Annotated in this window: 23 protein-coding genes and 2 tRNA genes; 11 read left to right on the top strand and 14 right to left on the bottom strand. The window is 36.6% G+C overall.

What is annotated here, in order from left to right; genetic code table 11:
- Positions 1–34: 34 nt before the first annotated feature.
- Together OLM58_RS10900 and OLM58_RS10905 are read right to left on the bottom strand one after the other, a co-directional pair.
- Positions 35–571, bottom strand: coding sequence for an RNA methyltransferase (locus OLM58_RS10900; protein ID WP_264532299.1), 537 nt, complete (start codon positions 569–571; stop codon positions 35–37).
- A gap of 76 nt (positions 572–647) precedes the next feature.
- Positions 648–1,070, bottom strand: coding sequence for a DUF1573 domain-containing protein (locus OLM58_RS10905; RefSeq protein WP_017497760.1), 423 nt, complete (start codon positions 1,068–1,070; stop codon positions 648–650).
- 156 nt (positions 1,071–1,226) lie between these two features.
- Between OLM58_RS10905 and mutS the strand changes: the two genes are divergently transcribed.
- The 4 genes from mutS to OLM58_RS10925 all read left to right on the top strand — a co-directional run bounded on the left by mutS (position 1,227) and on the right by OLM58_RS10925 (position 4,708).
- Positions 1,227–3,833, top strand: a complete 2,607-nt coding sequence (gene mutS / locus OLM58_RS10910; protein ID WP_264532300.1) for a DNA mismatch repair protein MutS — start codon at positions 1,227–1,229, stop codon at positions 3,831–3,833.
- A 151-nt stretch (positions 3,834–3,984) separates the two neighbouring features.
- Positions 3,985–4,057, top strand: a tRNA-Gly gene (locus tag OLM58_RS10915).
- Positions 4,058–4,071: 14 nt separating this feature from the next.
- Positions 4,072–4,157, top strand: a tRNA-Leu gene (locus tag OLM58_RS10920).
- 170 nt (positions 4,158–4,327) lie between these two features.
- Positions 4,328–4,708, top strand: a complete 381-nt coding sequence (locus OLM58_RS10925; protein WP_070908668.1) for a DUF1508 domain-containing protein — start codon at positions 4,328–4,330, stop codon at positions 4,706–4,708.
- 193 nt (positions 4,709–4,901) lie between these two features.
- On the opposite strand, the gene OLM58_RS10930 is transcribed toward OLM58_RS10925, so the two are convergent.
- Positions 4,902–5,126: a hypothetical protein gene (locus OLM58_RS10930; protein ID WP_017497763.1), complete on the bottom strand. Its 225-nt coding sequence runs from the start codon at positions 5,124–5,126 to the stop codon at positions 4,902–4,904.
- Between the two features lie 349 nt (positions 5,127–5,475).
- Positions 5,476–6,705 carry a 3-deoxy-D-manno-octulosonic acid transferase gene (locus tag OLM58_RS10935; protein ID WP_264532301.1) on the bottom strand — a complete coding sequence of 410 codons (1,230 nt, stop codon included), beginning with the start codon at positions 6,703–6,705 and terminating at the stop codon, positions 5,476–5,478.
- 135 nt (positions 6,706–6,840) lie between these two features.
- Between OLM58_RS10935 and OLM58_RS10940 the strand changes: the two genes are divergently transcribed.
- The 4 genes from OLM58_RS10940 (at position 6,841) to OLM58_RS10955 (ending at position 9,652) form a co-directional block, all read left to right on the top strand.
- Positions 6,841–7,974, top strand: coding sequence for a DegT/DnrJ/EryC1/StrS family aminotransferase (locus tag OLM58_RS10940; protein ID WP_264532302.1), 1,134 nt, complete (start codon positions 6,841–6,843; stop codon positions 7,972–7,974).
- Positions 7,975–8,017: 43 nt separating this feature from the next.
- Positions 8,018–9,031, top strand: a complete 1,014-nt coding sequence (gene galE, locus OLM58_RS10945; protein WP_264532303.1) for a UDP-glucose 4-epimerase GalE — start codon at positions 8,018–8,020, stop codon at positions 9,029–9,031.
- Between the two features lie 118 nt (positions 9,032–9,149).
- Positions 9,150–9,347: a hypothetical protein gene (locus OLM58_RS10950; RefSeq protein ID WP_070908671.1), complete on the top strand. Its 198-nt coding sequence runs from the start codon at positions 9,150–9,152 to the stop codon at positions 9,345–9,347.
- Positions 9,335–9,652: a hypothetical protein gene (locus tag OLM58_RS10955; RefSeq protein ID WP_264532304.1), complete on the top strand. Its 318-nt coding sequence runs from the start codon at positions 9,335–9,337 to the stop codon at positions 9,650–9,652. Before OLM58_RS10950 ends, OLM58_RS10955 begins: the two co-directional genes overlap by 13 nt.
- Before the next feature lie 88 nt (positions 9,653–9,740).
- Here the strand turns inward: OLM58_RS10955 and fabD are convergent, their stop codons facing one another.
- Positions 9,741–10,616: an ACP S-malonyltransferase gene (gene fabD, locus OLM58_RS10960; RefSeq protein ID WP_017497769.1), complete on the bottom strand. Its 876-nt coding sequence runs from the start codon at positions 10,614–10,616 to the stop codon at positions 9,741–9,743.
- Between the two features lie 72 nt (positions 10,617–10,688).
- On the bottom strand, positions 10,689–11,051 hold the full coding sequence (locus tag OLM58_RS10965) for a DUF983 domain-containing protein (protein WP_264532305.1): 363 nt from the start codon (positions 11,049–11,051) through the stop codon (positions 10,689–10,691).
- A 185-nt stretch (positions 11,052–11,236) separates the two neighbouring features.
- Here OLM58_RS10965 and OLM58_RS10970 point away from each other — a divergent pair, with 185 nt between their 5' ends.
- Complete coding sequence (locus OLM58_RS10970; protein WP_264532306.1) at positions 11,237–12,097, top strand: helix-turn-helix transcriptional regulator; 861 nt, start codon at positions 11,237–11,239, stop codon at positions 12,095–12,097.
- A 151-nt stretch (positions 12,098–12,248) separates the two neighbouring features.
- On the opposite strand, the gene OLM58_RS10975 is transcribed toward OLM58_RS10970, so the two are convergent.
- The 4 genes from OLM58_RS10975 to OLM58_RS10990 form a co-directional block, all read right to left on the bottom strand.
- The gene (locus OLM58_RS10975; protein WP_264532307.1) at positions 12,249–12,782 is read right to left on the bottom strand and encodes a YceI family protein; all 534 of its coding nucleotides are present in this window, start codon (positions 12,780–12,782) and stop codon (positions 12,249–12,251) included.
- Between the two features lie 257 nt (positions 12,783–13,039).
- On the bottom strand, positions 13,040–13,270 hold the full coding sequence (locus OLM58_RS10980) for a (4Fe-4S)-binding protein (protein WP_070908673.1): 231 nt from the start codon (positions 13,268–13,270) through the stop codon (positions 13,040–13,042).
- Positions 13,271–13,445: 175 nt separating this feature from the next.
- On the bottom strand, positions 13,446–14,162 hold the full coding sequence (locus OLM58_RS10985) for a pirin family protein (RefSeq protein WP_264532308.1): 717 nt from the start codon (positions 14,160–14,162) through the stop codon (positions 13,446–13,448).
- A 283-nt stretch (positions 14,163–14,445) separates the two neighbouring features.
- A complete protein-coding gene (locus OLM58_RS10990) occupies positions 14,446–15,927 on the bottom strand; it encodes a helix-turn-helix domain-containing protein (RefSeq protein WP_264532309.1) in 1,482 nt (493 codons plus the stop codon).
- Between the two features lie 197 nt (positions 15,928–16,124).
- Here OLM58_RS10990 and aceB point away from each other — a divergent pair, with 197 nt between their 5' ends.
- Both aceB and aceA read left to right on the top strand, forming a co-directional pair.
- On the top strand, positions 16,125–17,726 hold the full coding sequence (gene aceB / locus OLM58_RS10995; protein ID WP_264532310.1) for a malate synthase A: 1,602 nt from the start codon (positions 16,125–16,127) through the stop codon (positions 17,724–17,726).
- A gap of 120 nt (positions 17,727–17,846) precedes the next feature.
- On the top strand, positions 17,847–19,127 hold the full coding sequence (aceA, locus tag OLM58_RS11000) for an isocitrate lyase (RefSeq protein WP_017497777.1): 1,281 nt from the start codon (positions 17,847–17,849) through the stop codon (positions 19,125–19,127).
- Positions 19,128–19,235: 108 nt separating this feature from the next.
- On the opposite strand, the gene OLM58_RS11005 is transcribed toward aceA, so the two are convergent.
- The 4 genes from OLM58_RS11005 to OLM58_RS11020 all read right to left on the bottom strand — a co-directional run bounded on the left by OLM58_RS11005 (position 19,236) and on the right by OLM58_RS11020 (position 23,551).
- Entirely contained in the window at positions 19,236–19,811 is a 576-nt protein-coding gene (locus OLM58_RS11005; protein ID WP_264532311.1) for a Crp/Fnr family transcriptional regulator, read from the bottom strand.
- Positions 19,811–20,128, bottom strand: a complete 318-nt coding sequence (locus tag OLM58_RS11010; protein ID WP_264532312.1) for a DUF6370 family protein — start codon at positions 20,126–20,128, stop codon at positions 19,811–19,813. The genes OLM58_RS11005 and OLM58_RS11010 overlap by 1 nt, the downstream gene beginning before the upstream one ends.
- Positions 20,129–20,131: 3 nt before the next feature.
- Positions 20,132–21,292, bottom strand: a complete 1,161-nt coding sequence (purT, locus tag OLM58_RS11015; protein ID WP_264532313.1) for a formate-dependent phosphoribosylglycinamide formyltransferase — start codon at positions 21,290–21,292, stop codon at positions 20,132–20,134.
- 384 nt (positions 21,293–21,676) lie between these two features.
- The gene (locus OLM58_RS11020; protein ID WP_264532314.1) at positions 21,677–23,551 is read right to left on the bottom strand and encodes a peptidase U32 family protein; all 1,875 of its coding nucleotides are present in this window, start codon (positions 23,549–23,551) and stop codon (positions 21,677–21,679) included.
- Positions 23,552–23,625 lie beyond the last annotated feature (74 nt).

The raw sequence follows: 23,625 nt of genomic DNA on the forward strand, positions 1-23,625 counted from the left end.
GCCTTATTTTCTAATTATCAAATTGCCACATTGTCTATTTTGGCCAGTTTAATTTTTGAAATAAATCCCAAACAACAATTCCGGCGCTTACCGCAATATTTAAAGAGTGTTTGGTGCCTAATTGTGGGATTTCAATACAGCCATCACAAAGCGCAACGGCTTCCTGAGCAACTCCGTAAACCTCATTGCCAAAAACCAATGCATACTTCTGATTTTTCTCCGTTTTAAAATCCTGAAGGAAAATAGAGCTTTCCACCTGTTCGATGGCAAGCGTCATGATATTTTCTTTTTTAAGATTTTCGATTACTTCCAATACATTTTCGTGATGTTCCCAGGCTACAGTTTCAGTAGCGCCAAGAGCTGTTTTGTGGATTTCTTTATTAGGTGGAGTGGCGGTAATACCGCACAGGATTATTTTTTCGATTAAAAATGCATCAGCGGTCCTGAACACAGATCCAATATTGTGCAGACTGCGAATATCGTCTAAGACTAAAATTAAAGGAGTTTTGTCTGATTTTTTAAAATCTTCTATCGATTTACGGTCCAGTTCGCTATTTTCAAGTTTTCTCATAGGTTTGTATTCAGGTCATAAAAAAAGCTTCCAAAGTTAAGGAAGCTTTTTGAATTATTCTATTTTACTTTTCAGATTAGCTTTTTACCGGATCTGGTAAAACAGTACCTTTAATAGTAAGCACTTTTGTTGGTTGTCCTTCAGCATTAGAAGTTACAGTTACAGTTTTTGTAAAAGCACCAACTCTGTCAGTAGCATATTTTACACCAATAATACCTTTAGCACCCGGAGCGATTGGCTCTTTTGGAGTTGTTGGTACAGTACAACCGCAAGATCCGGTTGTGTTTGTGATGATAAGAGGTTTAGTTCCATTGTTGACAAAAACAAACTCACGTTTTCCATCTGCATTATGAGCAATAGTTCCATAATCAATGGTTTCCGTTTCGAAAGCCATTCCTGCACCTTCAACTTTGGCAATTTTACCTTTTTTATTGCTTTGAGCATTAGAAGCTGTAATTCCAACTACAGCTAACATAGCGATTAAAATTATTTTTTTCATCTTTTAGAGTCTTTTTTAATTATGACAAATCTATGTAAAATTCTTATATCTCAGCTTAAAAAAAGCTTAAAATATTTTAATTTTTGCACCACTTCGTTATTCCTTCAAAATGTCATAAATTCGCTGTCTTAATTTTTTCATTTAAAATACAATAATTTGGCAGCGAAAGAGAAAGTGGTTAAAGAGACACCTTTAATGAAACAATACAATGAAATCAAGAGAAAATATCCTGATGCCTGTTTGCTTTTTAGAGTAGGAGACTTTTATGAAACCTTTGGAGAAGATGCTATTAGAGCCTCAAAAATTCTGGGAATAACATTAACCAAAAGAGGCGCCGGTTCTGATACAGAAACTGCTTTGGCCGGTTTTCCACATCACTCTGTAAATACCTATTTGCCAAAATTAGTCAAAGCCGGACTTCGTGTAGCTATCTGTGATCAGCTGGAGGATCCAAAAATGACTAAAACTATTGTGAAACGAGGTGTTACTGAATTGGTAACTCCCGGAGTTTCTTTAAACGACGAAGTTTTACAATCCAAATCAAATAACTTTTTAGCATCAGTTTATTTTGCTAACAAAAATATCGGAGTTTCCTTTCTGGATGTTTCTACAGGAGAGTTTTTAACGGCTCAGGGAAATGCAGAGTACATCGACAAATTGCTGCAAAACTTCAACCCGAGTGAGGTTTTGGTTCCGAAACAGAATAAAAGTGACTTTAAAGATGCTTTTGGAGATGATTTTCATAGCTTTTATTTAGAAGACTGGATTTATAAGGAAGATTATGCTCTGGAAACGCTGACGAAACATTTTCAGACGGTTTCTTTAAAAGGTTTTGGAGTAGAAGAATTAAAAGAAGGAATTATTGCTTCCGGAGCAATTTTGTATTACCTATCGGAAACGCAGCACAATCGTGTGCAGCATATTACAGCGATTCAGCGTATTGCCGAAGATGCTTATGTCTGGATGGATCGTTTTACCATTAGAAACTTAGAATTGTATCACAGTTATAATCCAAATGCGGTTACCCTTTTGGATGTGATTGACAGAACGCTTTCGCCAATGGGAGGGCGTTTGTTGAAACGCTGGCTGGCTTTGCCTTTGAAAGACAGTGCCAGAATAAAAAGCCGTCATGATGTGGTTTCTTATTTAAGGGCCAATTCGGAGGTTTTGCAAAGTATTCAATATCAAATCAAACAAATCTCAGATTTAGAGCGTTTGATTTCTAAAATAGCAACAGGAAAAGTCTCGCCACGTGAGATTGTATATCTGAAAGAATCATTGGATGCGATTATTCCAATTAAAACCCTGGCACTTGAAAGTCCGCAGGAAGCGGTAAAGGTGATAGGAGATAGTCTGCATGCCTGTGATTTGTTAAGAGAAAAGATTAAAAATACTTTAAATCAGGATGCGCCTGTTGCGGTGGCTAAAGGAAATGCTATTGCAAAAGGAATCAGTGAAGAGCTGGATGACTTGCGTGCTATTTCTACTTCCGGAAAAGAATATCTGGAGGGAATTGAAAAAAGAGAATCGGAGCGTACCGGAATCTCTTCGCTTAAGATCTCGTTTAATAATGTTTTTGGTTATTATATTGAAGTTAGAAATACACACAAAGATAAAGTTCCTGAAGAGTGGATTCGCAAACAGACGTTGGTTAATGCAGAGCGATACATTACTGAGGAATTAAAAGAATATGAAACTAAAATTCTGGGAGCAGAAGAGAAGATTTACAAGATAGAAACAGAGCTTTTTGAGCAATTGGTGATCTGGATTGGAACTTATATCAAGCCAGTACAGATGAATGCTAATTTGGTGGCACAGCTGGACTGTTTGTGTTCGTTTACACAATTGGCTATAGAGAATCAATATGTATGTCCTGAAATTGATGAAACGTTTGAGTTAGAGATCAAAAACGGACGTCATCCAGTTATTGAAAAGCAATTACCGGTTGGAACACCTTATATTGCTAATGATGTTTATTTAGACAGAGAGACGCAGCAGCTGATTATGATTACAGGTCCTAACATGTCCGGTAAGTCTGCTATTTTGAGACAAACGGCTTTAATTGTATTGTTAGCTCAAATGGGAAGTTTTGTTCCTGCTGATAGTGTAAGAATGGGAATTGTAGATAAGATTTTTACCAGAGTAGGTGCTTCGGATAATATTTCGATGGGAGAATCTACTTTTATGGTAGAGATGAATGAGACCGCTTCTATTTTGAATAACATCTCAGATCGCAGTTTGGTACTTCTGGATGAAATTGGAAGAGGAACCAGTACATATGACGGGATTTCGATTGCCTGGGCGATTGCCGAATTTTTACACGAACACCCGGGAAGACCTAAAACCTTGTTTGCAACGCATTATCATGAATTGAATGAAATGACAGAATCGTTGCCAAGAATTCAAAATTATAATGTTGCGGTAAAAGAGTTAAAAGACAATGTGCTTTTTATTCGTAAACTGGTAAAAGGAGGAAGTGCTCATAGTTTTGGAATTCATGTGGCGAAAATGGCCGGAATGCCTCAGATTGTAATTTTGAAGGCGCAAAAGATGTTGAAAAAACTGGAGAAAAACCACTCAAGTGAAGCGTTAAATGGTGTGAAGTCTGAAAATGATGAAATGCAGATGAGTTTCTTTAATTTAGACGATCCTTTGCTGGAGGAGATAAAAGAAGAAATTTTGGGGCTTGATATTAATGCGATCACACCGGTTGAAGCGTTGATGAAACTCAATGAGATTAAAAGAATGTTGGTACGAAAATAAATTTCATATTTAAAGTTTAGGTTATCAGAAAGTTATAAAATAAGTAGATTTTTTTTTCAAAAAACGCTTGTGTAATTGAATAAATGTCCTAAATTTGCACTCGCAATACAGAACAAATCAAGTGTTGCAGTTCTTAATTAGAATTTGAAATGCGAAAATAGCTCAGTTGGTAGAGCGCGACCTTGCCAAGGTCGAGGTCGCGGGTTCGAGCCCCGTTTTTCGCTCTATATCATCTAATGCTCGGATGGTGAAATTGGTAGACACGCTGGACTTAAAATCCAGTGAACAGCAATGTTCGTGCGGGTTCAAGTCCCGCTCTGAGTACTAAAGCCTCTTCTTTTGAAGAGGCTTTTTTTATGGTGTAAATCCAGGAGTTCTAAAATAAATTTGCTTCGCAAATTTATTTTAGAGAATCTAAGAATCTAAGAATCTAAGAATCTAAGAATCTAAAATCAGTAATCTAAAATCAGTAATCTAAAATCTAAAATAATAATATGGGTGCCTTTGTAATTAGTAAGCGGTTTAATGATGAATATAAATTCGTATTTACTTCGAGGAAGGGCAAGGTGATATTTACGAGTCTTAGTTATGAGTTGAGGTTTGAGTGTGAAGAGGATATTGAGAAGTTTAAGGTGAATATAGAGATGGCTCGGTTTTTAAAATTTAAAGGGGCTGGGGGGAGGTATTTTTTTAAATTGATGTTGGGAGAGCTTCATTTTGCTACGAGTCGAAAATACACAACGGAATTGCTTTTGCAGAAAGGAATCAAAGAAATTGTTACTTATGCTTCTAGAGCTGAGATTTTGGATTTTTCCTCAAGTGAATCTATTTTTGAAGATGAAGTTGTGGGTGAGGAAGTGGAAGTAGAGGATTAGAAAATAAAAGAGTGTCTTTTGTTTTCTAAGTTTTGGTAATTGTATAAAAGGCCTGGTGAGTTTTGAAGACTTATCAGGTTTTTTTATAGTGTGTGTTGTGGTTAGGAAAGGTATTGTAGTTTTGTTGGGTATAAAGCATAAAAAAAAGCTATCTGCAAAGAGATAGCTTTTTATTTTTTTGAGTAATTTAGAATTACTTTTTAGCAGGAGCAGCAGCTTCTTCAACTTTTGCAGCAGCAGAGTCAACTTTTGCAGCAGCAGAATCAACAGTTGCAGCAGCAGAATCAACTACAGCAGCAGCAGAATCAACAGCAACAGCAGTAGAATCTACAGCTTCAGTAGCTGCAGCGTCAGCTTTTTTACAAGATACAACAGTTAAAACAGCAACAACAGCTAAACTTAAAAATACTTTTTTCATCTTACTTTATTATAAAAGGTTAATTATTAATTCGTGGCAAAGATATAAATTTTTTAATATGTAAAATATTTTTTTATTTTTTTTTTAAAATATTTTCATTGCTCACGATTATCTTGTTTATCAAACAATGTGCCAAATTAATAATAATATGTTAAATTATGGTATATTTTGTCTGAATTATTTTTTATTGAAGATTCAATAAGAGAATTGGGGGTTTTTATGCTCTTAGTTGCAGTTTGTTTTGTCTTTTTTAGAATATTAGGTAGCGCTATGAAAAAACAAAAGAGCTTAAATAAGCCCTTTTGTGTGTAATGTTGTTTCTGAATCACGTGCGATTCGTATAAAAAGGTTACGAGACGATATTCATGATGCTGTTTGTAGCTCCTTTATTGTTCTGAATATACGATTTACAAATCTGACTCTTTTCTTCTAAAAACGCCTTGTCCTGAAGCAAACGGTCAAGATTTTGCTTTAATTCCTGACTGTTTGAGATTGCAAGACATCCTTTGAGTGCTACCAGTTCAACTGCTTCGGCAAAATTCGAGTAGTTGGGACCAATTACAATCGGGATTCCAAAAGTAGCCGGTTCTAATATATTATGGATTCCCGGGTTTCCAAATCCGCCGCCAACATAAGCAATTGTTCCGTAACTGTAAATTTTAGTCAGTAATCCAATAGTATCTATAATAAAGACATTGTAATTAGATAAGTCAGCATTTTCTTTTTCGGAAAATAATATTGTTGATTTAGTAATTTGCGCCTTCAGGCTTGCGATCTGATCACTTTTAATGTTGTGAGGTGCAATGATGAATTTTACATCTTCAGATGCCTGGTTGATGTATTCTGCTAATAATGTTTCATCTTTAGGCCAAGAGCTGCCTATAATGATGGTTGGAGTGTTGTTTTTGAATTTTTCGATAAAATCCAAAGTGTTATCTCTTTCTAAAATAGCATTTACACGATCAAAACGAGTGTCTCCGGAAACAATAACATTGTCAAAGCCAAGACTTTTTATTTTTTCTTTCGAATTTTCGTTCTGAACAAAAAAGTAAGTGAATGCTTTTAATGCTTTTCTGTAAAAACCGCCGTACCATTTAAAAAACATCTGATTGTCTCTGAAAATTCCGGAAATTAAATAGGTCGGGGTTTGGCTTTTTTCTAATTCATTTAAGTAATTCAGCCAAAATTCATATTTTATGAAAAATGCCAATTCAGGATGAGCAAGCTTTAAGAATTTCTTCGCATTACTTTTAGTGTCCAGTGGAAGGTACAGTGTAACATCTGCAGTAGTATTGTTTTTTCGGACTTCGTAGCCTGAGGGAGAGAAAAAGGTAACGATGATTTTGTGCGCAGGATATTTTTCTTTGATTTTTTCGATTACCGGCAGGCCTTGTTCATATTCACCAAGTGAGGCCGAATGAAACCAGATGGTTTTATCTGAAGGTTTTATCTTTTCTTCAAGAATAGCGAAAACATTTTTACGGCCTTCGACAAAAAGCTTAATTTTCGGACTAAAAAGTGCTACAATTTTCAGAAAAAAGCCAGCAATAGAAATAACTAAATTATAGAGAAAAAGCATCTGTTTGTTTTTGTGGCTAAATTACGGTTCTTTCGATTATTTTCATTGGTTTGAAGGTATTAAATAACTATTTTTGTTCCTCCTTTTAGAGACGCTGAATGAAATGCAAGTCTTTAATTTTAAAATATATTGAAAATGAAAAAAATTCAAATGGTTGACCTAAAAAGTCAATACGAAAAAATAAAAACTACAGTTGATGCCTCTATTCAGGAGGTCTTGGATACCAATACTTACATAAACGGCCCTTTAGTACACGAGTTTCAAAAAAATCTGGAAGACTATCTGGGGGCAAAACATGTGATTCCGTGTGCAAACGGAACCGATGCTTTGCAAATTGCAATGATGGGATTGGATTTGAAACCGGGCGATGAGGTAATTACTGCCGATTTTACTTTTGCAGCTACTGTTGAGGTAATTGCTTTGTTGCAATTGACGCCGGTTTTAGTGGATGTTGATGTCGTAAATATGAACATCGATATTGAAGCCCTTAAAAATGCGATTACACCAAAAACAAAAGCAATTGTTCCGGTACATTTATTTGGACGTGCAGCAAACATGGATGCTATTATGGAAATTGCTGCCGAACATAATTTATATGTAATCGAAGACAATGCACAGGCAATTGGAGCAGATTATATTTCTAAATCAGGAGCAAAAAGCAAAGTTGGGGTAATTGGTCATGTAGCGGCAACTTCATTTTTTCCGTCTAAAAATTTAGGCTGTTATGGAGATGGAGGAGCAATTTTTACCAACGATGATAAATTAGCGCACATCATTCGCGGGATCGTAAATCACGGAATGTATGAGCGTTACCACCATGATGTTGTGGGAGTGAATTCACGTTTGGATAGTATTCAGGCCGGAGTTCTAAATGCAAAATTACCATTGTTAGACGAGTACAATGCAGCACGCCGTTTAGCGGCAACAAAGTACAATGCAGCTTTTGCCGGAAATGCACATATTATTACACCGGAATTTGATGCAAGTCAAAATGATCATGTTTTTCATCAATATGTGTTGAGAATTATTGATGCAGATCGTAATGCTTTGATGCAGCATTTATTGGATAAGGGAATTCCGTGTGCGATTTATTATCCGATTCCGTTGCATTCGCAAAAAGCTTATGCTGATTCTCGTTACAAAGAAGAGCAGTTTCCGGCGACCAACCAATTGGTGAAAGAAGTAATTGCTTTGCCAATGCATACAGAACTGGATGATGAGCAAATCAAATTTATAACCGATTCTGTTTTGGAATTTTTGAATAAATAATAAAGATTAAACCAAATAAACAACAGCACAAAATAACCACAAAATGAAAGTATTAGTAACAGGAGGATTAGGATTTATTGGTTCTCACACCGTTGTAGAATTGCAAAATGAAGGTTTTGAAGTAGTCATTATTGACAACCTTTCCAATTCTACGGAAAACGTTTTAAAAGGGATTACGTCCATTACAGGAAAAACACCTTTGTTCGAAAAATTAGATTTAAGAGAAAAAGCGTCGGTTCGGGAATTTTTTAAAAAGCATGACGATGTTACCGGAGTAATTCATTTTGCGGCTTCAAAGGCGGTTGGTGAAAGTGTTGAAAATCCATTGTTGTATTACGAAAACAATATTGCTTCATTGGTGTATTTATTACAGGAATTGCAGCAAAAGCCTGAAGCGAGTTTTATTTTTAGCTCGTCTTGTACCGTTTATGGTCAGGCCGAAAAAATGCCAATTACTGAAGATGCTCCGGTACAGGCGGCGATTTCTCCTTATGGAAATACGAAACAGATAGGTGAAGAAATTATTACGGATACCGCTAAAGTAACTAATATCAGTGCCATTTTATTGCGTTATTTTAACCCGGTTGGAGCTCATGCAACGACTGAAATTGGCGAATTACCAATTGGAGTTCCTCAAAATTTAGTGCCTTTCATTACACAAACTGGAGCAGGATTGCGTCAGGAATTATCGGTTTTCGGAGATGATTATCCAACTCCTGATGGTACGGCAGTTCGTGATTATATTCACGTAGTAGATCTGGCAAAAGCGCACGTAATTGCCTTACAGCGTTTGTTGGCTAAAAAGAATTTACAAAAAGTAGAAACTTTCAATCTAGGAACCGGAAAAGGAAGTTCGGTTTTAGAAGTGATTCATAGTTTTGAAAAAGTAAGCGATAAAAAATTACCTTATAAAATTATGCCGCGTCGTGAAGGCGATATTACAGAAGCTTATGCAAATACAGATAAAGCTAATAATGTTTTAGGCTGGAAAGCAGAATTAAGCTTAGACGAAGCCATGGCAAGTGCCTGGAAATGGGAACAGAAAGTTCGTTCTTAATTTTTTTCAGACGAAAATAAAATATAAGAAAAACCCTAAATAATCTAAGATTTATTTGGGGTTTTTATTTTTGGCTTAATTTATTTTTGTAAATTTGTAAGAATAAATTGTAGGAATTATGAAAAAGAAAAAAGAAGAAGTTAGAGCTAGCAAGGTGGAAGAGCCTGCTGTAGAATATGAAGTTCAAAAATCTAAATTTAAAGGAATTGATCAGGAAACTTTTGATTTTGATGCCGAGTTTGCAAAAGGACTAACTCCAGAGGAATTTAAAGCTGAAATGTTTAAGAGAATTCAAGCTTATCCGTGGAAAAAGTAATTTTTGAAAAAGAAGTTCTTGACTATTTTGATGATTTAGTTTTTGCACTTTTTAAAGAGGAGTATTTTGGTTTTCCTGAATCAGCTCAGAATTATGTAGATAAGATAGTTGTTTTTATTATTTCAGATATTTCGAGTTTTCCTCACAAGAAAACACCAAAATTACTCCAATATTTAGGTTCAAATTATATTTTTTACAAACCCAATGCCAAAACAACCTGGTATATCTTCTTTGAAAAAAGAAATCAAAATTATTTGATAACCGGAATTGTAAATAATTACAGTGCAGAAGCAAAAGGGTTATAAAAAACAAAATCCTCATAAACAATCTTGTTCATGAGGATTTTTTTTATGTAGTGAGTAACTGAAAACTGTTACTGAGACTAAATACTAACTATGCATTCGCAGTAACCGCTTCTTTGTCAATTTTATTGATCAAACCTGCTAACACTTTTCCCGGACCAACTTCAGTGAATAAAGTAGCGCCGTCAGCGATCATTTGCTGAACAGATTGTGTCCATTTTACCGGAGCGGTCAATTGTATGATTAAGTTCTTTTTGATTTCGTTTGCATCCGAAACAGCATTTGCGGTTACGTTTTGGTAAACCGGACAAACAGGAGTTGAGAATGTAGTGGCTTCAATTGCAGCAGCTAATTCCTCTCTTGCTGGTTCCATCATCGGAGAGTGGAATGCTCCTCCAACAGGTAAAATTAAAGCACGTTTTGCACCGGCAGCTTTCATAGCTTCACAAGCTTTTTCAACAGCCGAAGTTTCTCCTGAAATTACCAATTGTCCCGGACAGTTATAGTTTGCCGCAACAACGATTCCGTCAATAGAAGCACAAACTTCTTCTACAATATTATCAGCCAAACCTAAAACCGCAGCCATTGTTGATGGAGTGATTTCGCAAGCTTTTTGCATAGCTAAAGCACGTTGAGAAACTAATTTAAGACCGTCTTCAAAAGACAAAGTTCCATTGGCAACCAAAGCTGAAAATTCTCCTAAAGAATGTCCTGCGACCATTTCTGGTTTAAAATCGTCTCCTAAAGTTTTAGCTAGAATAACGGAGTGTAAAAATACCGCTGGCTGTGTAACTTTAGTTTCTTTTAGTTCTTCGGCAGTACCTTCGAACATGATATCTGTAATTCTAAAACCTAAAATTTCATTGGCTTTTTCGAACAATTCTTTGGCTAAAGCCGATGTTTCATATAAGTCCTTGCCCATTCCTGTAAATTGTGCGCCCTGACCCGGAAATACGTATGCTTTCATTTGTCTAATTTAAAGATTGAATTTTTTTGAATTGAAAATTAGTTTCAATTGAAAGGCAAAAATAACATTTTTTTACTTCGTATAATCCTTAAACATGTAAATCCATGCTAATCTTGAAAATCGAAGATTGAAAGAAGTCAGCAGAGTAATGACGACAGCGATAATCGGAATGATTCTTAAATCGAAATTCTTTTCGAAGAAAAATTGTGCAATACAATAAGTTGCAATCCCTTGAGCTACTGTTAATCCGTAGTTTACATACATAGCGCCAAAGAAATAACCAGGCTCTTTTTGAAATTTATAATTACAGTGACTGCAAAATTCGTTCATCTTTGGAAGGCCAAAAGTGAAAAAAATATTTTTATCTGTAAAAACTTTTCCTTTATGACAAATAGGACATTCGTTCCTTAAAATATGAGTTAATGCACTTGACATGATCTTGTTGTTTTTTATTTATACAAAGGTAATCCAGAGCAGGATTAAAGTCTTTTTTATATCTTCGCTACTTATAGCACAATAAAGACATTTATTGTGACATCGCCTATCTTAAACGAATTTGTAAACGAAAAACAGGATTGGGCGATCGCATATATGATCAGTAAAAAATAAATTCTACTTATATGAAAAAATACCCGGTTTATAGTGTTCAGAATTTTAGCTGTAATGATATTCATCGTGATTTTTATGTCAATACATTCAAAGAACATTTAAAAAGTCACAGTTTTGTAGAAGAACCACACCGGCATGATTCGTATTTGATGGTGTTTTTTACGAAAGGTTCGGGACAGCACGAAGTTGATTTTGATCAGTTTGAAATTAAAAAGGGAAGCTTGTTTGTGCTGCAGCCCGGACAAATGCATCATTGGAATTTATCTGAAGATGTTGAAGGTTTTGTGATTATTTTTTCGCAGGAATTGTATAATCTATATTTTGGACAGAAAAAGATCAACGAATATAATTTTTACCATTCGATTCACAATCGGCCGGAAATGGTTTTTGAAGAAAAAGGAATCACTAAAATCCGACCTTATTTTGATTTATTAATTCAGGAAAGTACTCTGGAGGGGCGATATCAACTAGATAAAATGTTGAATCTGCTGGATTGTATTCATATTGAAATAGCCCGTAAATACAACGAAACTTATTCGCATCAGGCGCATTCGTATAACATAAAAATTGACAAGTTCGAAATGCTTTTGGAGTACTACTTTAAACAAGAAAAATTACCCTCTTTTTATGCTGAAAAGTTAAGTATTACTTTAAAGCATTTGAACCGTATCTGCAATGAAATTCTGCAAAAAACGGCCACAGAAGTGATTACGGACCGAGTGATTCTTGAAATTAAAAGAATGTTGATTGACAAACAATTAGCGGTTAATGAAGTGGCATTTAAAGTGGGCTACGAAGATTATTCGTATTTCTCCAGATTCTTCAAAAAACAAACTGGAATGTCGCCTACAGAATTTCGGAATAAGAAGTAAAAAAGAGGGAGCTTCGACTTCGCTCAGCCTGACATTTGGTAACTTTAAAGCTCAAGTGTCAGGCTGAGCGAAGCCGAAGCCTCGTCCCTACAAACAAAGCCCTGCAGATGCAGGGCTTAATAACCAATCAATTAAATTCTGAGATATTGAATTAAGCTTGTTTTGCAAATTGTAATTCAATGTTCAAACGAACTTCTTCTCCAACCAGAACACCTCCGGTTTCAAGAGCTGAGTTCCAGTTGAGTCCCCAATCTTTACGGTTTATTTTTCCTTCGATATTTAATCCGACTTTCGTATTTCCCCACGGATCAGTCATGGTTCCGCTAAACTCTACCGGAAAAGTTACTGATTTTGAGGTGCCTTTGATGTTTAGATCTCCGGTTAATTCATAGCTCCCTTCATTGATTTTTTTGAAAGAAGAACCTTTGAAAGTTAGTTTTGGATGATTCTCAGCATCAAAAAAATCACCACTTCTTAAGTGATTGTCTCTGTCTGTATTTGCAGTGTCAATAGAAGTAATGTCGCCTGAGAATTCGATTGCAGCATTCTCGAAATTGTCTCCGTCTGTGCTAATGGTTGCATCGTAAGTTCCAAATTTACCTGAAACATTTGTAAACATCATGTGTTTAACTTTAAAACCAATTTCTGAATGTGTTGGGTCAATTGACCATTTTGTAGTTGCCATAATTTTATCTTTTAAATAATTAATTTCATTTTGATAGGACAAAGTTACGGTGGTAGTGAGCGTAAGGGACTTAACCTAGATTAAGAAATAAAAAATGCGATGACTTTTTGAGTATCGCATCTTTTATTGTTGCTCTGAGGCCTCCCGGTTAGAGGGAAGAGTCTTAGTTTTTTGCCACGGATTAAAGGATTTTTATGGATTGGTATGTTTCAATTCAGAAAAAAACTTTTTAATCCAGGTAATCTGCGGCAAGAAAATCAGCTTTTGTCATTCATGTAAAAGCTCAATGCTCCTGAAGGGCATTTGTGAATGGTTGAAATAATTTTTTCTGTTGTAGAGCGTTCAGGAATGATCCATGGTTTTTCTTTTGGGTGAAAAACATCGGGATTGTTTTTTACACAATTGGCAGAATGAATGCATTTTCCGGACTGCCATACAATGGTTACTTCTCCATTGCTATATTCTTTCGTAAGGTCATTTGGATTCATGATTGAAAATTTTAGCAGTTAATTTTAATTTTAAATTCAGACCAATTTTCTATTAATAAATTTAATACTTCTTTTTGGTTTTTTTTGTGATTTGAGAAAAAAAAAGAAACGATAACATACTGTGATTCAGTATGATTATCGTTTCTTTTGAAGTGTATGTGAGGTGTCTTACAAATTAGTAATTCATAGGAATTTCCATTAGCAGGAATTCGGTCTCAGTGTTGGCTTTGATGTTTAAAGTTTCAAAATCAGAGATTCCGATAGCATCACGAGTGTTTAATTCCTGACCGTTAATCGTTACATTTCCTTTTAAGATAAAAACGTAGACTCCGTTTCCTTCTTTTTTTAATTTATAAGTTGTAGCGATTCCGGAATCGAAATTTCCCATATGAAACCAAGCGTCCTGGTGGATCCAGACTCCTTCATCATCAGCATTTGGAGATAAAACCTGAGACAGTTTGTTGTGTCTGTCGGCAACATCTAAAGTGATTTGCTGGTAACGCGGAGTTACATTTCTTTGGTTAGGAAACAACCAGATTTGTAACAACTTAGTTTGCTGATCTGCATTTGGATTGAACTCACTGTGCTGAATTCCGGTTCCGGCACTCATGACCTGAATGTCACCATTTTTAATGATTTCGGTATTCCCCATGCTGTCTTTGTGTGCTAAATCACCTTCTAACGGAATGGTAATGATTTCCATATTATCGTGAGGATGAGTTCCAAAACCCATTCCGCCCGCAATAGTATCGTCATTCAGAACACGAAGCGCTCCAAACTGAATTCTTTCCGGGTTGTACCAGCTCGCAAAGCTAAAACTGTGATAGGCATTAAGCCATCCGTGATTTGCATTTCCTCTTGTTTCTGCTTTGTGTATTACTATATTTTCCATGATGCTAATTGTTTTGTTATTTTTTATAGTACAAATTTACGATCAACATGCCTGAAAAGCACTTAATGTAGATTAAGAAAAGGTTCTGAAGTTCTGAGCTGCTAAGTTTTTTAGGTACAAAGGTTCAGAGGTTCAGAGGTTTTTGCGGCGTCTGATATTGGCTTGATTTTCGTGTTTATGACCTAAACATTCTAAGAATCGAATAGTCCAATAATCCAATAATCTGAGGATCTAACAATCCAAAGATCTAAGGAGTCTAAAAATCTAAGAAGTCTAAGAGAGTCTAACTGTATTGCGTAATAAACTGCTGAACAACGGCATCTGTATTCTCGTGGCGTTTTTTCTTTTCCAATGCGATTGGAGGAGCGGCTCTTTCGAGGCAGTCTTTTACATCGCAGGTTTCGCAGGTGACCCCTACAATTCGTTTGACAAGTGGTTTTCCTTCAATGAATTTGAATTTCTTTTTCATTGTCGGATTGATTAAAATACCAACTGAGATACTTCTGATGTTGTCTTTGATGAAAGGATCTTTTGTGGCCGATGAAAAAACCAGATATTCATTTCCGCTATGAACATAACTCGAAATCTGTGCGTCAAAAAAGTGTGGTTTGTTTTGTTTGATAGCCTCGTCTATGGTTTTTACCGAAACCCATCTCCTGCAATAGTGCTCGTTGGTTTCGTTTGCGTGCGGTTCCTGTTGATTGGTAATGTGTAATTCCTTTTTGATTTGGTAAACGTCAGAACCAATTTTATGCGACATTCTTAAAAAGAATAAATTTTTCAGATGGAAATCTTTAGGGAGTAAATTGGTTAATCTCTGATAAAAAGATTCCGGTGAAACTTCAAAACTTTCGATCAGCGTTACGAATTCTTCCGGATTTGGCTTTTCGTTATTTAAAAAGTCATTGATTCTGTTTACTAACAACTGTCTAGGCAGTAATAAAGCACCTGCGAAATAAGAAGCATAGAAATTATGCAATACCTGGTCAAAGTTTTCAAACTTGATCCAGCTGAAAGTCAGTAAACGATCCGATAAGTTCAGATAATTATAGGCGATTTCTTTGGCCAGAATAAAAGCCTTTTGTGGATCGTCGATTTCTGTTGAAAGTAAGAGGGTTTTACTTTTTGGTACGTAGATGGAACGCAGATCTTCTAAGGCTTCCTGATCAGTGAAGGCGATTTCTTTGATAGTATAGTCAAATTCCTCTTTAAGAATAGCTTCCAGTTCTTTAATAGTGATTTTTGAATCTAAATTAATTTGAAAGGACTTAGAAAAAGCAATGACCTTCTCTTCCAGATCTTCAAAATAATTACTGTGCGCCTCCTGATACGAGCGTAATGCCGCCAGGAAAAAACTCTCCCTGCTCAGATTGTAATGCTGGGCAATTTCGATAATGGTGCTGATAAACGCATTGACTTTGGCAGGTGCGTTGGCAATAATGTCAATCAAATCTGCTTCCTGAATACCAAAAAGCTCCAGAGGAATCTCTTTTAAAATTCCTGATTTTAAGATTTCTCCAATCGGAGCGAGGTTGTTGTCCAGTTTTAAAGAAACCATTTGGTCGTACGTAACATCCAAATGTTCACATAAAAGCAAGATTTTATCTGTTTTTGGATATTTCTTTCCTTTTTCAATCTCGTTCAAATACGATTTTGAAAGATTGGTCAGTTTAGCCAAACCAAAGAGAGAGAGGTTTTTCTGAGTTCGAACTTGCTTGAGTTTTAGCCCAAAAATCAGCTTTATATAGTCTTTTTCGATATCCATAATATCAAATGTAAGTAATCTAAAAATAATCGCCAAAAAAGTTTTTTGTAAATTTAGCGAACGTTCGCTTGTTTTGTAAAAAACTTTTTTCTAATATTGTGGTGTAGAAAATATTAACGGTCAGATTGTTATAATAGAAAATAATTTTTATTAGCAAAAAATGACGAATAATGGAGAACTAATCAAAAGCAACAGCGATGAAAAACCAATTAGAGATTACCGAGACGGCTATGGAGTTTTTGGCCGAAAAGAAGCTTTCTTATCCAAAGATCTGGACAGAAGAGGCAATTGTTTTTATAACCGAACTGCATCGGAAATTCGATTCGCAACGAAAATTATTGTTACTGCAACGCGAACAAAAACAAACCGCTTTTGATCAGGGTGTCATGCCGTCTTTTCCTTCCGAAACCAAAACCGTCAGAGAAAATAATTGGGTGGCAGGAGAAATTCCAAAAGATTTACAGGATCGCAGAGTTGAGATTACGGGACCGGTTGATCGCAAAATGATTATCAATGCGTTGAATTCGGGAGCGAAAACTTTTATGGCGGATTTTGAAGACAGTACTTCTCCGACCTGGAAAAATTTAATGGACGGACAAGTGAATTTGATTGATGCGGTTAACAAGACGATTTCTTATACCGATTTGATTAAGCATAAATCGTATCACCTGAATGAAAAGATTGCGACATTGATTGTGCGTCCACGTGGATTGCATTTACCGGAAAAACATCTTTCGATTGATGGGAATGCGGTTTCAGGTTCTTTGGTAGATTTTGGATTGTATGTTTTTCATAATCATAAGAGACTTTTAGAAAACAACTCAGGACCGTATTTCTATATTCCAAAATTGGAACATTATCTGGAAGCGCGCTGGTGGAATACCGTAATTGATTTTACTGAAGATTATTTGAAGTTAGAAAGAGGGACGATAAAGGTTACTGTTTTAATTGAAACTATCACAGCAAGTTTTCAGCTGGACGAAATTATTTTTGAATTGAAGGAACATATTGTGGGATTGAACTGCGGGCGTTGGGATTATATTTTCTCTTACATTAAAAAATTCCGCAAGCATTCCAAGTTTATTGTTCCGGATCGCGATCAGGTCAATATGACTTCGCCTTTTATGAACGCTTACTCGAATTTGGTAATTCAAAGGTGTCATAAACGAGGTATTCATGCTATCGGAGGGATGGCCGCTCAAATTCCGATTAAAAATAATGAGGAGGCAAATGCAATTGCTTTCGCAAAGGTAAAAACCGATAAAGAACGCGAAGTGAAAAATGGTCACGATGGAACGTGGGTAGCGCATCCGGATTTGGTTGCTCTGGCTAAAAATGTTTTTGATGCCGGAATGCCAACTCCCAATCAAATTCATGTTAAAAAAGAATATCGCAAAATAACAGAAGCAGATTTGATAGAGCCGCCAATTGGAATTATAACAGAAAATGGGGTTCGTAAAAATATTAATGTTGGGGTTTTGTATTTGGCTTCATGGCTGAACGGACAAGGCGCCGCAGCCTTGCACAATCTGATGGAGGATGCTGCTACGGCAGAGATTTCAAGATCGCAATTGTGGCAGTGGCTTCAGAATAAGGTGACTTTGGATAACGGACAAATACTGAATCTGGCGTATTATCATGAGTTGGCTTTAGATGAATTCAAAAAAATTAAAGACGAGCTGGGAGAGGAAAATTACGAAGACCGTCAATTCCCGTTAGCGGAGAAAGTTTTGGAAAGACTGGTTGTAAATCCCGATTTCGTTGATTTTTTAACCCTTCCATGTTACAAATATTTATGAAAAACGCTGCGCTGATCATTAAAAATCTGCGTGAAAAATAAACCTTTTACAAGTCACAGTCAGAACTGTAAACTGCGACTGCAAACTATTTACTTACTAACCAACTTAACTTATATTTTTATGAAAACAACAGAAGACAGAATTCAGGAATTGATTAACGATTGGATCACAAACCCAAGATGGAAAGGTGTTGAACGTCCGTATACCGCTACTGAGGTGGTGACGCTTCAGGGCTCTTATCATATCGAGCATTCTATTGCTAAAATGGGGGCGGAGAAATTATGGAGAAAGTTAAAAAGTCAGGATTATGTTGCTGGTTTAGGTGCTTTAACAGGAAATCAGGCGATTCAGGAAGTTGATGCTGGTTTAGAAGCGATTTATTTGAGTGGCTGGCAAGTGGCCGCCGATGCAAATCTGGCAGGAGAAATGTATCCTGACCAATCGCTTTATCCGGTAAATAGCGTGCCAATGGTGGTAAAAAAAATTAATAGTGCCTTGTTGAGAGCTGATCAGATTCAGGTGGTAAACCAGGTTGAAGATAAAAAAGATTATTTGGTTCCGATTGTAGCCGATGCAGAAGCCGGTTTTGGCGGAAATTTAAACGCTTTCGAATTGATGAAATCGATGATTGAAGCGGGTGCTTCAGGTGTTCATTTTGAAGATCAGTTGAGTTCTGCTAAAAAATGCGGACATTTAGGCGGGAAGGTTTTAGTACCTACCCAGGAAGCGATCAACAAACTGATTGCGGCTCGTTTGGCTGCTGATGTTATGGGAGTTTCGACATTAATTGTAGCCAGAACAGATGCTGATGCAGCTAATTTGCTAACCAGTGATGCAGATCCAAGAGATGCAAAATTTATTACCGGTGAAAAAACCAATGAAGGCTTTTTCTATGTAAACAGCGGAATCGATCAGGGAATTGCAAGAGGTTTGAGTTACGCTCCTTATGCTGATTTGATCTGGATGGAAACCAGTAATCCTGATTTGGTTTATGCTAAGAAGTTTGCAGACGCAATGAAAAAAGAGTTTCCGGGTAAAATGCTGGCGTACAATTGTTCTCCTTCTTTCAACTGGGCTGCAAAATTATCAGTGGCAGAGATGGAAACTTTCAGAGAGGATCTGGCGGCAATGGGGTATAAATTTCAGTTTATTACTCTGGCAGGATTCCATGCTTTGAATACCAGTATGTTCGAATTGTCTAAAGCATATAAAGAACGCGGTATGGCAGGATATTCTGAATTGCAGGAAAGAGAATTTGCTTTGCAGCAAAACGGATTCAGAGCAGTAAAACATCAGGCTTTTGTAGGGACTTCTTATTTTGATGCGGTTCAAAATACAGTAACGATCGGAAGGTCTTCAACTACTGCAATGAAACACTCAACAGAGGTTGAGCAGTTTTAATTCTTTGTTTTTACCATTAAGATATTAAGAAAGTTAAGCTTTATGTTCTTAAAAAATAAGAAAGATTAAGTCTAGCTTAATGTATCTTAATATCTTAATGGTTTAATTTTACTTTTTTAAAAGCCTTGCTTTCATTTTGCTGAAAAATTCAGGAGTAACTCCAATAAAAGAAGCAATTTGTTTTTGAGGTACTTTATGAACTAATGTGCCGTATTTTGCACAAAATTTTTCAAAGCGTTCTTCTGCCGGCAGGCTTAAATTATCCATTAAGCGCTGTTGATTGGCGACCAGAGAATTTTCAATTAAAATTCGGAAAAAACGTTCTAATTTAGGGATGTCAAGATACAATTGCTCCTGATTTTCTTTGGATAAAGAAACGACTTCCGCATCTTCTAAGACTTCTATAAAAAGTTCTCCCGGTTTCTGTGAAAAATAGCTGTACATGTCACTCATCCACCAGCCCTGACAAGCAAATGCGAGAACATGTTCGACAATATTATCATTGATGTTGAAGCTTCTTAGAATTCCCGAATTTACAAAATAAGAATGGGTACACACTTCACCAGCATTTAGTAAAATGGTTTTCGCCTTGTAAAAATGGGTTTCTGTTTTGGATAAAAAATGAGCCTGCTCTTCAGGAGTCAATGAAACGTGTTTGGCTATATTTTCAAGAATTAATGCCATTATTTTTCTTTTATCAGTGTGAAAGAGCTTACTTTAAAGCGATCATTCTCTACTTTTCCGATAACTGAAGCTTTGCGAATAGCATTGCAAAAACCATCTTCTGCATGTGCGTCACCATGCTCGTCAATTGTTGTTCCGTCTACAAAATACGTTTTACCGTCAATGCGAACGGCTAAATCACAGCTTTTGCCTTTCATTCCAAATTGACATTCGCCACAAGCGGTTTCTACAATTACAGGTTTCTCATTTGTTTTCTTATCCTGAGCCTGAGCTGAAATTCCGGCAAGCAGGAACAGTGCAAATAATGCGTTTTTCATTTTTTAAGAGTTTACGGTTATTAGTTTTGAAGTTGTTTTGGCACGTTCTGTAATTTCGTCGATTGGTGTTGTGAGAGTGTCATGACTTAACACAACTCCCATTCGACGATAAGGTCTTGAAGTTGGCTTTCCAAAAATTCTGAAATCAGTTTTAGGTAAAGCAGCTACTTTTTCAATTCCGGTAAAAGTTGGATTTGTCGAGTCTTCTGAGGCCAGAATCACGGCACTCGCACCGGCTTTTTCAAGAGTGATTTCGAAGATTGGCAAGCTTAAAATAGCTCGTAAATGCAATTCGAATTCATTAAAATTTTGTGTTCCGGCAAGAGTTACCATTCCGGTATCGTGTGGGCGTGGGGAGAGTTCTGAGAAATAAACACCGTCGTTGGTTAAGAAAAATTCAACACCAAAAAGACCTGCGCCTCCCAGAGCTTCGGTAATTTTTTCGGCCATGTCCTGCGCTTCGTATAGATCGGCATCAGAAATTTTTGCGGGCTGCCAGCTCTCCTGATAATCCCCGCGTTCCTGGCGGTGTCCGATTGGAGCGCAAAAAAGTGTCGGATTGTTATTTTGAGTAATGGTTAAAAGTGTAATCTCAGAATTGAAATCTACAAAAGCTTCCACGATAACTTCGATGACATCACCACGTGAACCTGCAACGGCATATTGCCAGGCTTTTTCAATATCGCCTTCCGTTTTGATAGTAGATTGTCCTTTTCCGGAAGAAGACATTAAAGGTTTTACTACGCAGGGAATTCCAACTTCCTGAACGGCTTTTTGAAGTTCTTCTGCCGAAGTTGCATATTGGTATTTTGCGGTTTTTAATCCCAGTTCTTTCGAAGCGAGATCGCGAATCGCTTTTCGATTCATGGTAAAGTTGGCTGCTTTCGCAGATGGAACAACGGTAATGCCTTGTTTTTCGTAATCGTAAAAACGTTCTGTTCGGATAGCTTCTATTTCAGGAACGATAAAGTCGGGCTGGTGTTTGGCTACGATTCGGTCCAGTGCTTCGCCGTCGAGCATGTTGATGACTTCAAAGCTGTGTGCTACCTGCATGGCCGGAGCATTTTCGTAATTATCGACAGCAATTACAGTTTGTCCGATTCGTTGAGCGGCAATGACAAATTCTTTGCCCAGTTCACCCGAACCAAGGAGTAGTATTTTCATTTTGGATTAATTGTGTTGTTGGAGAAGTAAAAGTAGCGAAAAAAGAGTTTAACCACAAAGTTCGCAAAGAATTACGCAAAGAGCGCTAAGTTTTTGTCTTTTAGATAAAGTAACCGTGTAGTTTGTCATTTCGATCGAATGGAGAAGTCACACTCGTAATTCGACAAAGATTGACGACAATTGGGATTGAGTTTCTTGTGTGATTTCTTTTTATGTCTGAATGATAAAACGGAGAAATAACGGGTGAATTTAACTACAAAATCCGCAAGGAATTACGATAAGAACGCAATTTTTTTGATGTTCAGTTAAAAGAAAAGGTTCGCAAAGATTAATTAATCTTTGCGAACCTTAGCGTATATCTTTGCACTCTTTGCGGTTAAAATTCTAATGAAAATGATCTTCTTCTATTTCGAATTCAGCATCTTTTTCCCAGATTTCCATTTCACAAGGTTTGCAGTTGAATTTCAGTTTGTATTCTAATTCGCCTTGTTTTAAAACCAGAGGTTCTTTTACCTTAACACCTGCTATATCTTTTTGGTGTATTGGGCATTTCTTCAATTCGTATTTGATGCAATATTTAGTGGTCATCACACGAGATTTTCCCGGATCCCATTGTAGTTCGAATGCTTTTTCAATTTCGGTAACGCCATGACGCTCGTAGAATTTACGGGCCGTTTTGTTGGAAACATTGTACATGAAATCCAATTTAGTTTCCGGATAAGGATGTGATGTTTTAACTAATTGGTGTTCTTCACGTTTGTAATTTGCTAGACGAATTTCAGTCAGCTGATCGTAAACGGTTCTTCGCATTTCGTTGATTTTTGAAATAGGAAGGAACCAGTTTTGAGAGAACATAATATTGATTTCATCGGCTGTGTAAGGTGTGAAACCTGTTTTTGCCAATTGAGTTTTAATATTCTCTTCGATAGATTCACCGGTTTTAGTCTGCTCTTTTGCATGTTCTAAGGTAACAGTGCTTACATTCCCGTCTTCATCAGTAGCGATTAGTTCGAAACCTGTTGCAGTTTCTGTAAGTAATAAAGTGGTGCTCAATTTACGAACAGCACTATCTTCTCTTTCTACAATTTTGATAAAAGCGGCGTCATTATTTCTGTAAATAAAAGTTCCGTCTTTTACTTCTTTTAAAACGTTTGGATAAATTTTCCCATTTTCGGCTTTGTTTACATAAATTCCGTCAGCTTCATTGTTTTCGTTGATGAAACAAAGTCCGTCACCGTTGTTTAGTAATTCGCCATTTTCGATTTCGTAAGCGTTTCCAACCGTTCTGATTAATTTACCAATATATTGACCTTTTGATTTTGGGCTTTCCCAGGAACCAATGGAGCTGTGTCTTTCGTTTACGAAATAATCCGTATAACCACGATTGAAAGTTCTGCTTAAAGAAGAATCAAAAGTATAGGTACATGTTCCTGATGATGCTTTCATATACTTATCACTTCCTGCGCCTTCTAAAAAGCTGTCTAGTTTTTGACGTAAATAAGAAACGTTGTTTTTAACGTAAACGACATCTTTTAAACGGCCTTCGATTTTGAAAGAAACGATTCCGGCTTCAATTAGATTCGGAATCTGATCTGAAATATCTAAATCTTTGATCGAAAGCAAGTGACTGTTTCTAATTAGGGTTTCTCCGTTTCCGTCGATTAAGTTGTAAGGTAAACGGCAGTTTTGTGCACAAGAACCGCGATTGGCGCTGCGTTCTCCGTTAGCTACACTCATGTAACAGTTTCCGCTAAAGGATACACATAATGCACCGGTTACGAAAAATTCTAATTCAACATCAGCTTCGTCGTATATCGTTTTAATTTGATGCAGGTTCAATTCACGGGCTAAAACCACACGTTTGATTCCGGCATCTTTAAGGAATTTAATTTTATCAGCATCACGATTATTGGCTTGTGTGCTGGCGTGAAGTACGATAGGAGGTAAGTCCATTTCCATGATTGCCATATCCTGAATAATCAGGGCATCCACACCAATGTCGTACAATTCCCAGATCATTGAACGGCAAGTTTCGAGTTCGTTGTCGTACAAAATGGTGTTCATAACCACAAAAACCTGTGCATTAAACAGGTGTGCATATTGTACCAGTGCGGCTACATCCTCGATAGAATTGTTGGCGTTTGAACGTGCTCCAAATTGTGGTGCACCAATATAAACGGCATCGGCGCCACTGTTTATGGCTGCCATTCCTCCAATTAAATCTCTGGCAGGAGCTAATATTTCAATCTTCTTCTTCATTTTAAGTACTTTAGGCTTTTGTGATATTCACGGAAAAAAGTTTGCAAAGTTCTTATAAATATTTCGAGTTTGCT

Origin of the sequence: Flavobacterium sp. N502540, from assembly GCF_025947365.1 — a bacterium.
Classification (GTDB): Bacteria; Bacteroidota; Bacteroidia; order Flavobacteriales; family Flavobacteriaceae; genus Flavobacterium.

Bases quoted from the DNA above. Each gene is read 5' to 3' on its own strand.
- OLM58_RS10980 (WP_070908673.1), bottom strand. From the start codon at position 13,270: ATGAATCCAAATGACCTTACGAAAGAATATAGCAATGGAGAAGTAACC.
- fabD (WP_017497769.1), bottom strand. From the start codon at position 10,616: ATGAAAGCATACGTATTTCCGGGTCAGGGCGCACAATTTACAGGAATG.
- OLM58_RS10950 (WP_070908671.1), top strand. From the start codon at position 9,150: ATGAAAAAGAAAAAAGAAGAAGTTAGAGCTAGCAAGGTGGAAGAGCCT.
- OLM58_RS10930 (WP_017497763.1), bottom strand. From the start codon at position 5,126: ATGAAAAAAGTATTTTTAAGTTTAGCTGTTGTTGCTGTTTTAACTGTT.
- OLM58_RS10975 (WP_264532307.1), bottom strand. From the start codon at position 12,782: ATGGCAACTACAAAATGGTCAATTGACCCAACACATTCAGAAATTGGT.
- aceB (WP_264532310.1), top strand. From the start codon at position 16,125: ATGAAAAACCAATTAGAGATTACCGAGACGGCTATGGAGTTTTTGGCC.
- OLM58_RS11020 (WP_264532314.1), bottom strand. From the start codon at position 23,551: ATGAAGAAGAAGATTGAAATATTAGCTCCTGCCAGAGATTTAATTGGA.
- OLM58_RS11005 (WP_264532311.1), bottom strand. From the start codon at position 19,811: ATGGCATTAATTCTTGAAAATATAGCCAAACACGTTTCATTGACTCCT.
- purT (WP_264532313.1), bottom strand. From the start codon at position 21,292: ATGAAAATACTACTCCTTGGTTCGGGTGAACTGGGCAAAGAATTTGTC.
- OLM58_RS10970 (WP_264532306.1), top strand. From the start codon at position 11,237: ATGAAAAAATACCCGGTTTATAGTGTTCAGAATTTTAGCTGTAATGAT.
- OLM58_RS11010 (WP_264532312.1), bottom strand. From the start codon at position 20,128: ATGAAAAACGCATTATTTGCACTGTTCCTGCTTGCCGGAATTTCAGCT.
- OLM58_RS10925 (WP_070908668.1), top strand. From the start codon at position 4,328: ATGGGTGCCTTTGTAATTAGTAAGCGGTTTAATGATGAATATAAATTC.
- aceA (WP_017497777.1), top strand. From the start codon at position 17,847: ATGAAAACAACAGAAGACAGAATTCAGGAATTGATTAACGATTGGATC.
- OLM58_RS10990 (WP_264532309.1), bottom strand. From the start codon at position 15,927: ATGGATATCGAAAAAGACTATATAAAGCTGATTTTTGGGCTAAAACTC.
- OLM58_RS10940 (WP_264532302.1), top strand. From the start codon at position 6,841: ATGAAAAAAATTCAAATGGTTGACCTAAAAAGTCAATACGAAAAAATA.
- OLM58_RS10935 (WP_264532301.1), bottom strand. From the start codon at position 6,705: ATGCTTTTTCTCTATAATTTAGTTATTTCTATTGCTGGCTTTTTTCTG.
- galE (WP_264532303.1), top strand. From the start codon at position 8,018: ATGAAAGTATTAGTAACAGGAGGATTAGGATTTATTGGTTCTCACACC.
- OLM58_RS10905 (WP_017497760.1), bottom strand. From the start codon at position 1,070: ATGAAAAAAATAATTTTAATCGCTATGTTAGCTGTAGTTGGAATTACA.
- OLM58_RS10900 (WP_264532299.1), bottom strand. From the start codon at position 571: ATGAGAAAACTTGAAAATAGCGAACTGGACCGTAAATCGATAGAAGAT.
- OLM58_RS10965 (WP_264532305.1), bottom strand. From the start codon at position 11,051: ATGTCAAGTGCATTAACTCATATTTTAAGGAACGAATGTCCTATTTGT.
- OLM58_RS10985 (WP_264532308.1), bottom strand. From the start codon at position 14,162: ATGGAAAATATAGTAATACACAAAGCAGAAACAAGAGGAAATGCAAAT.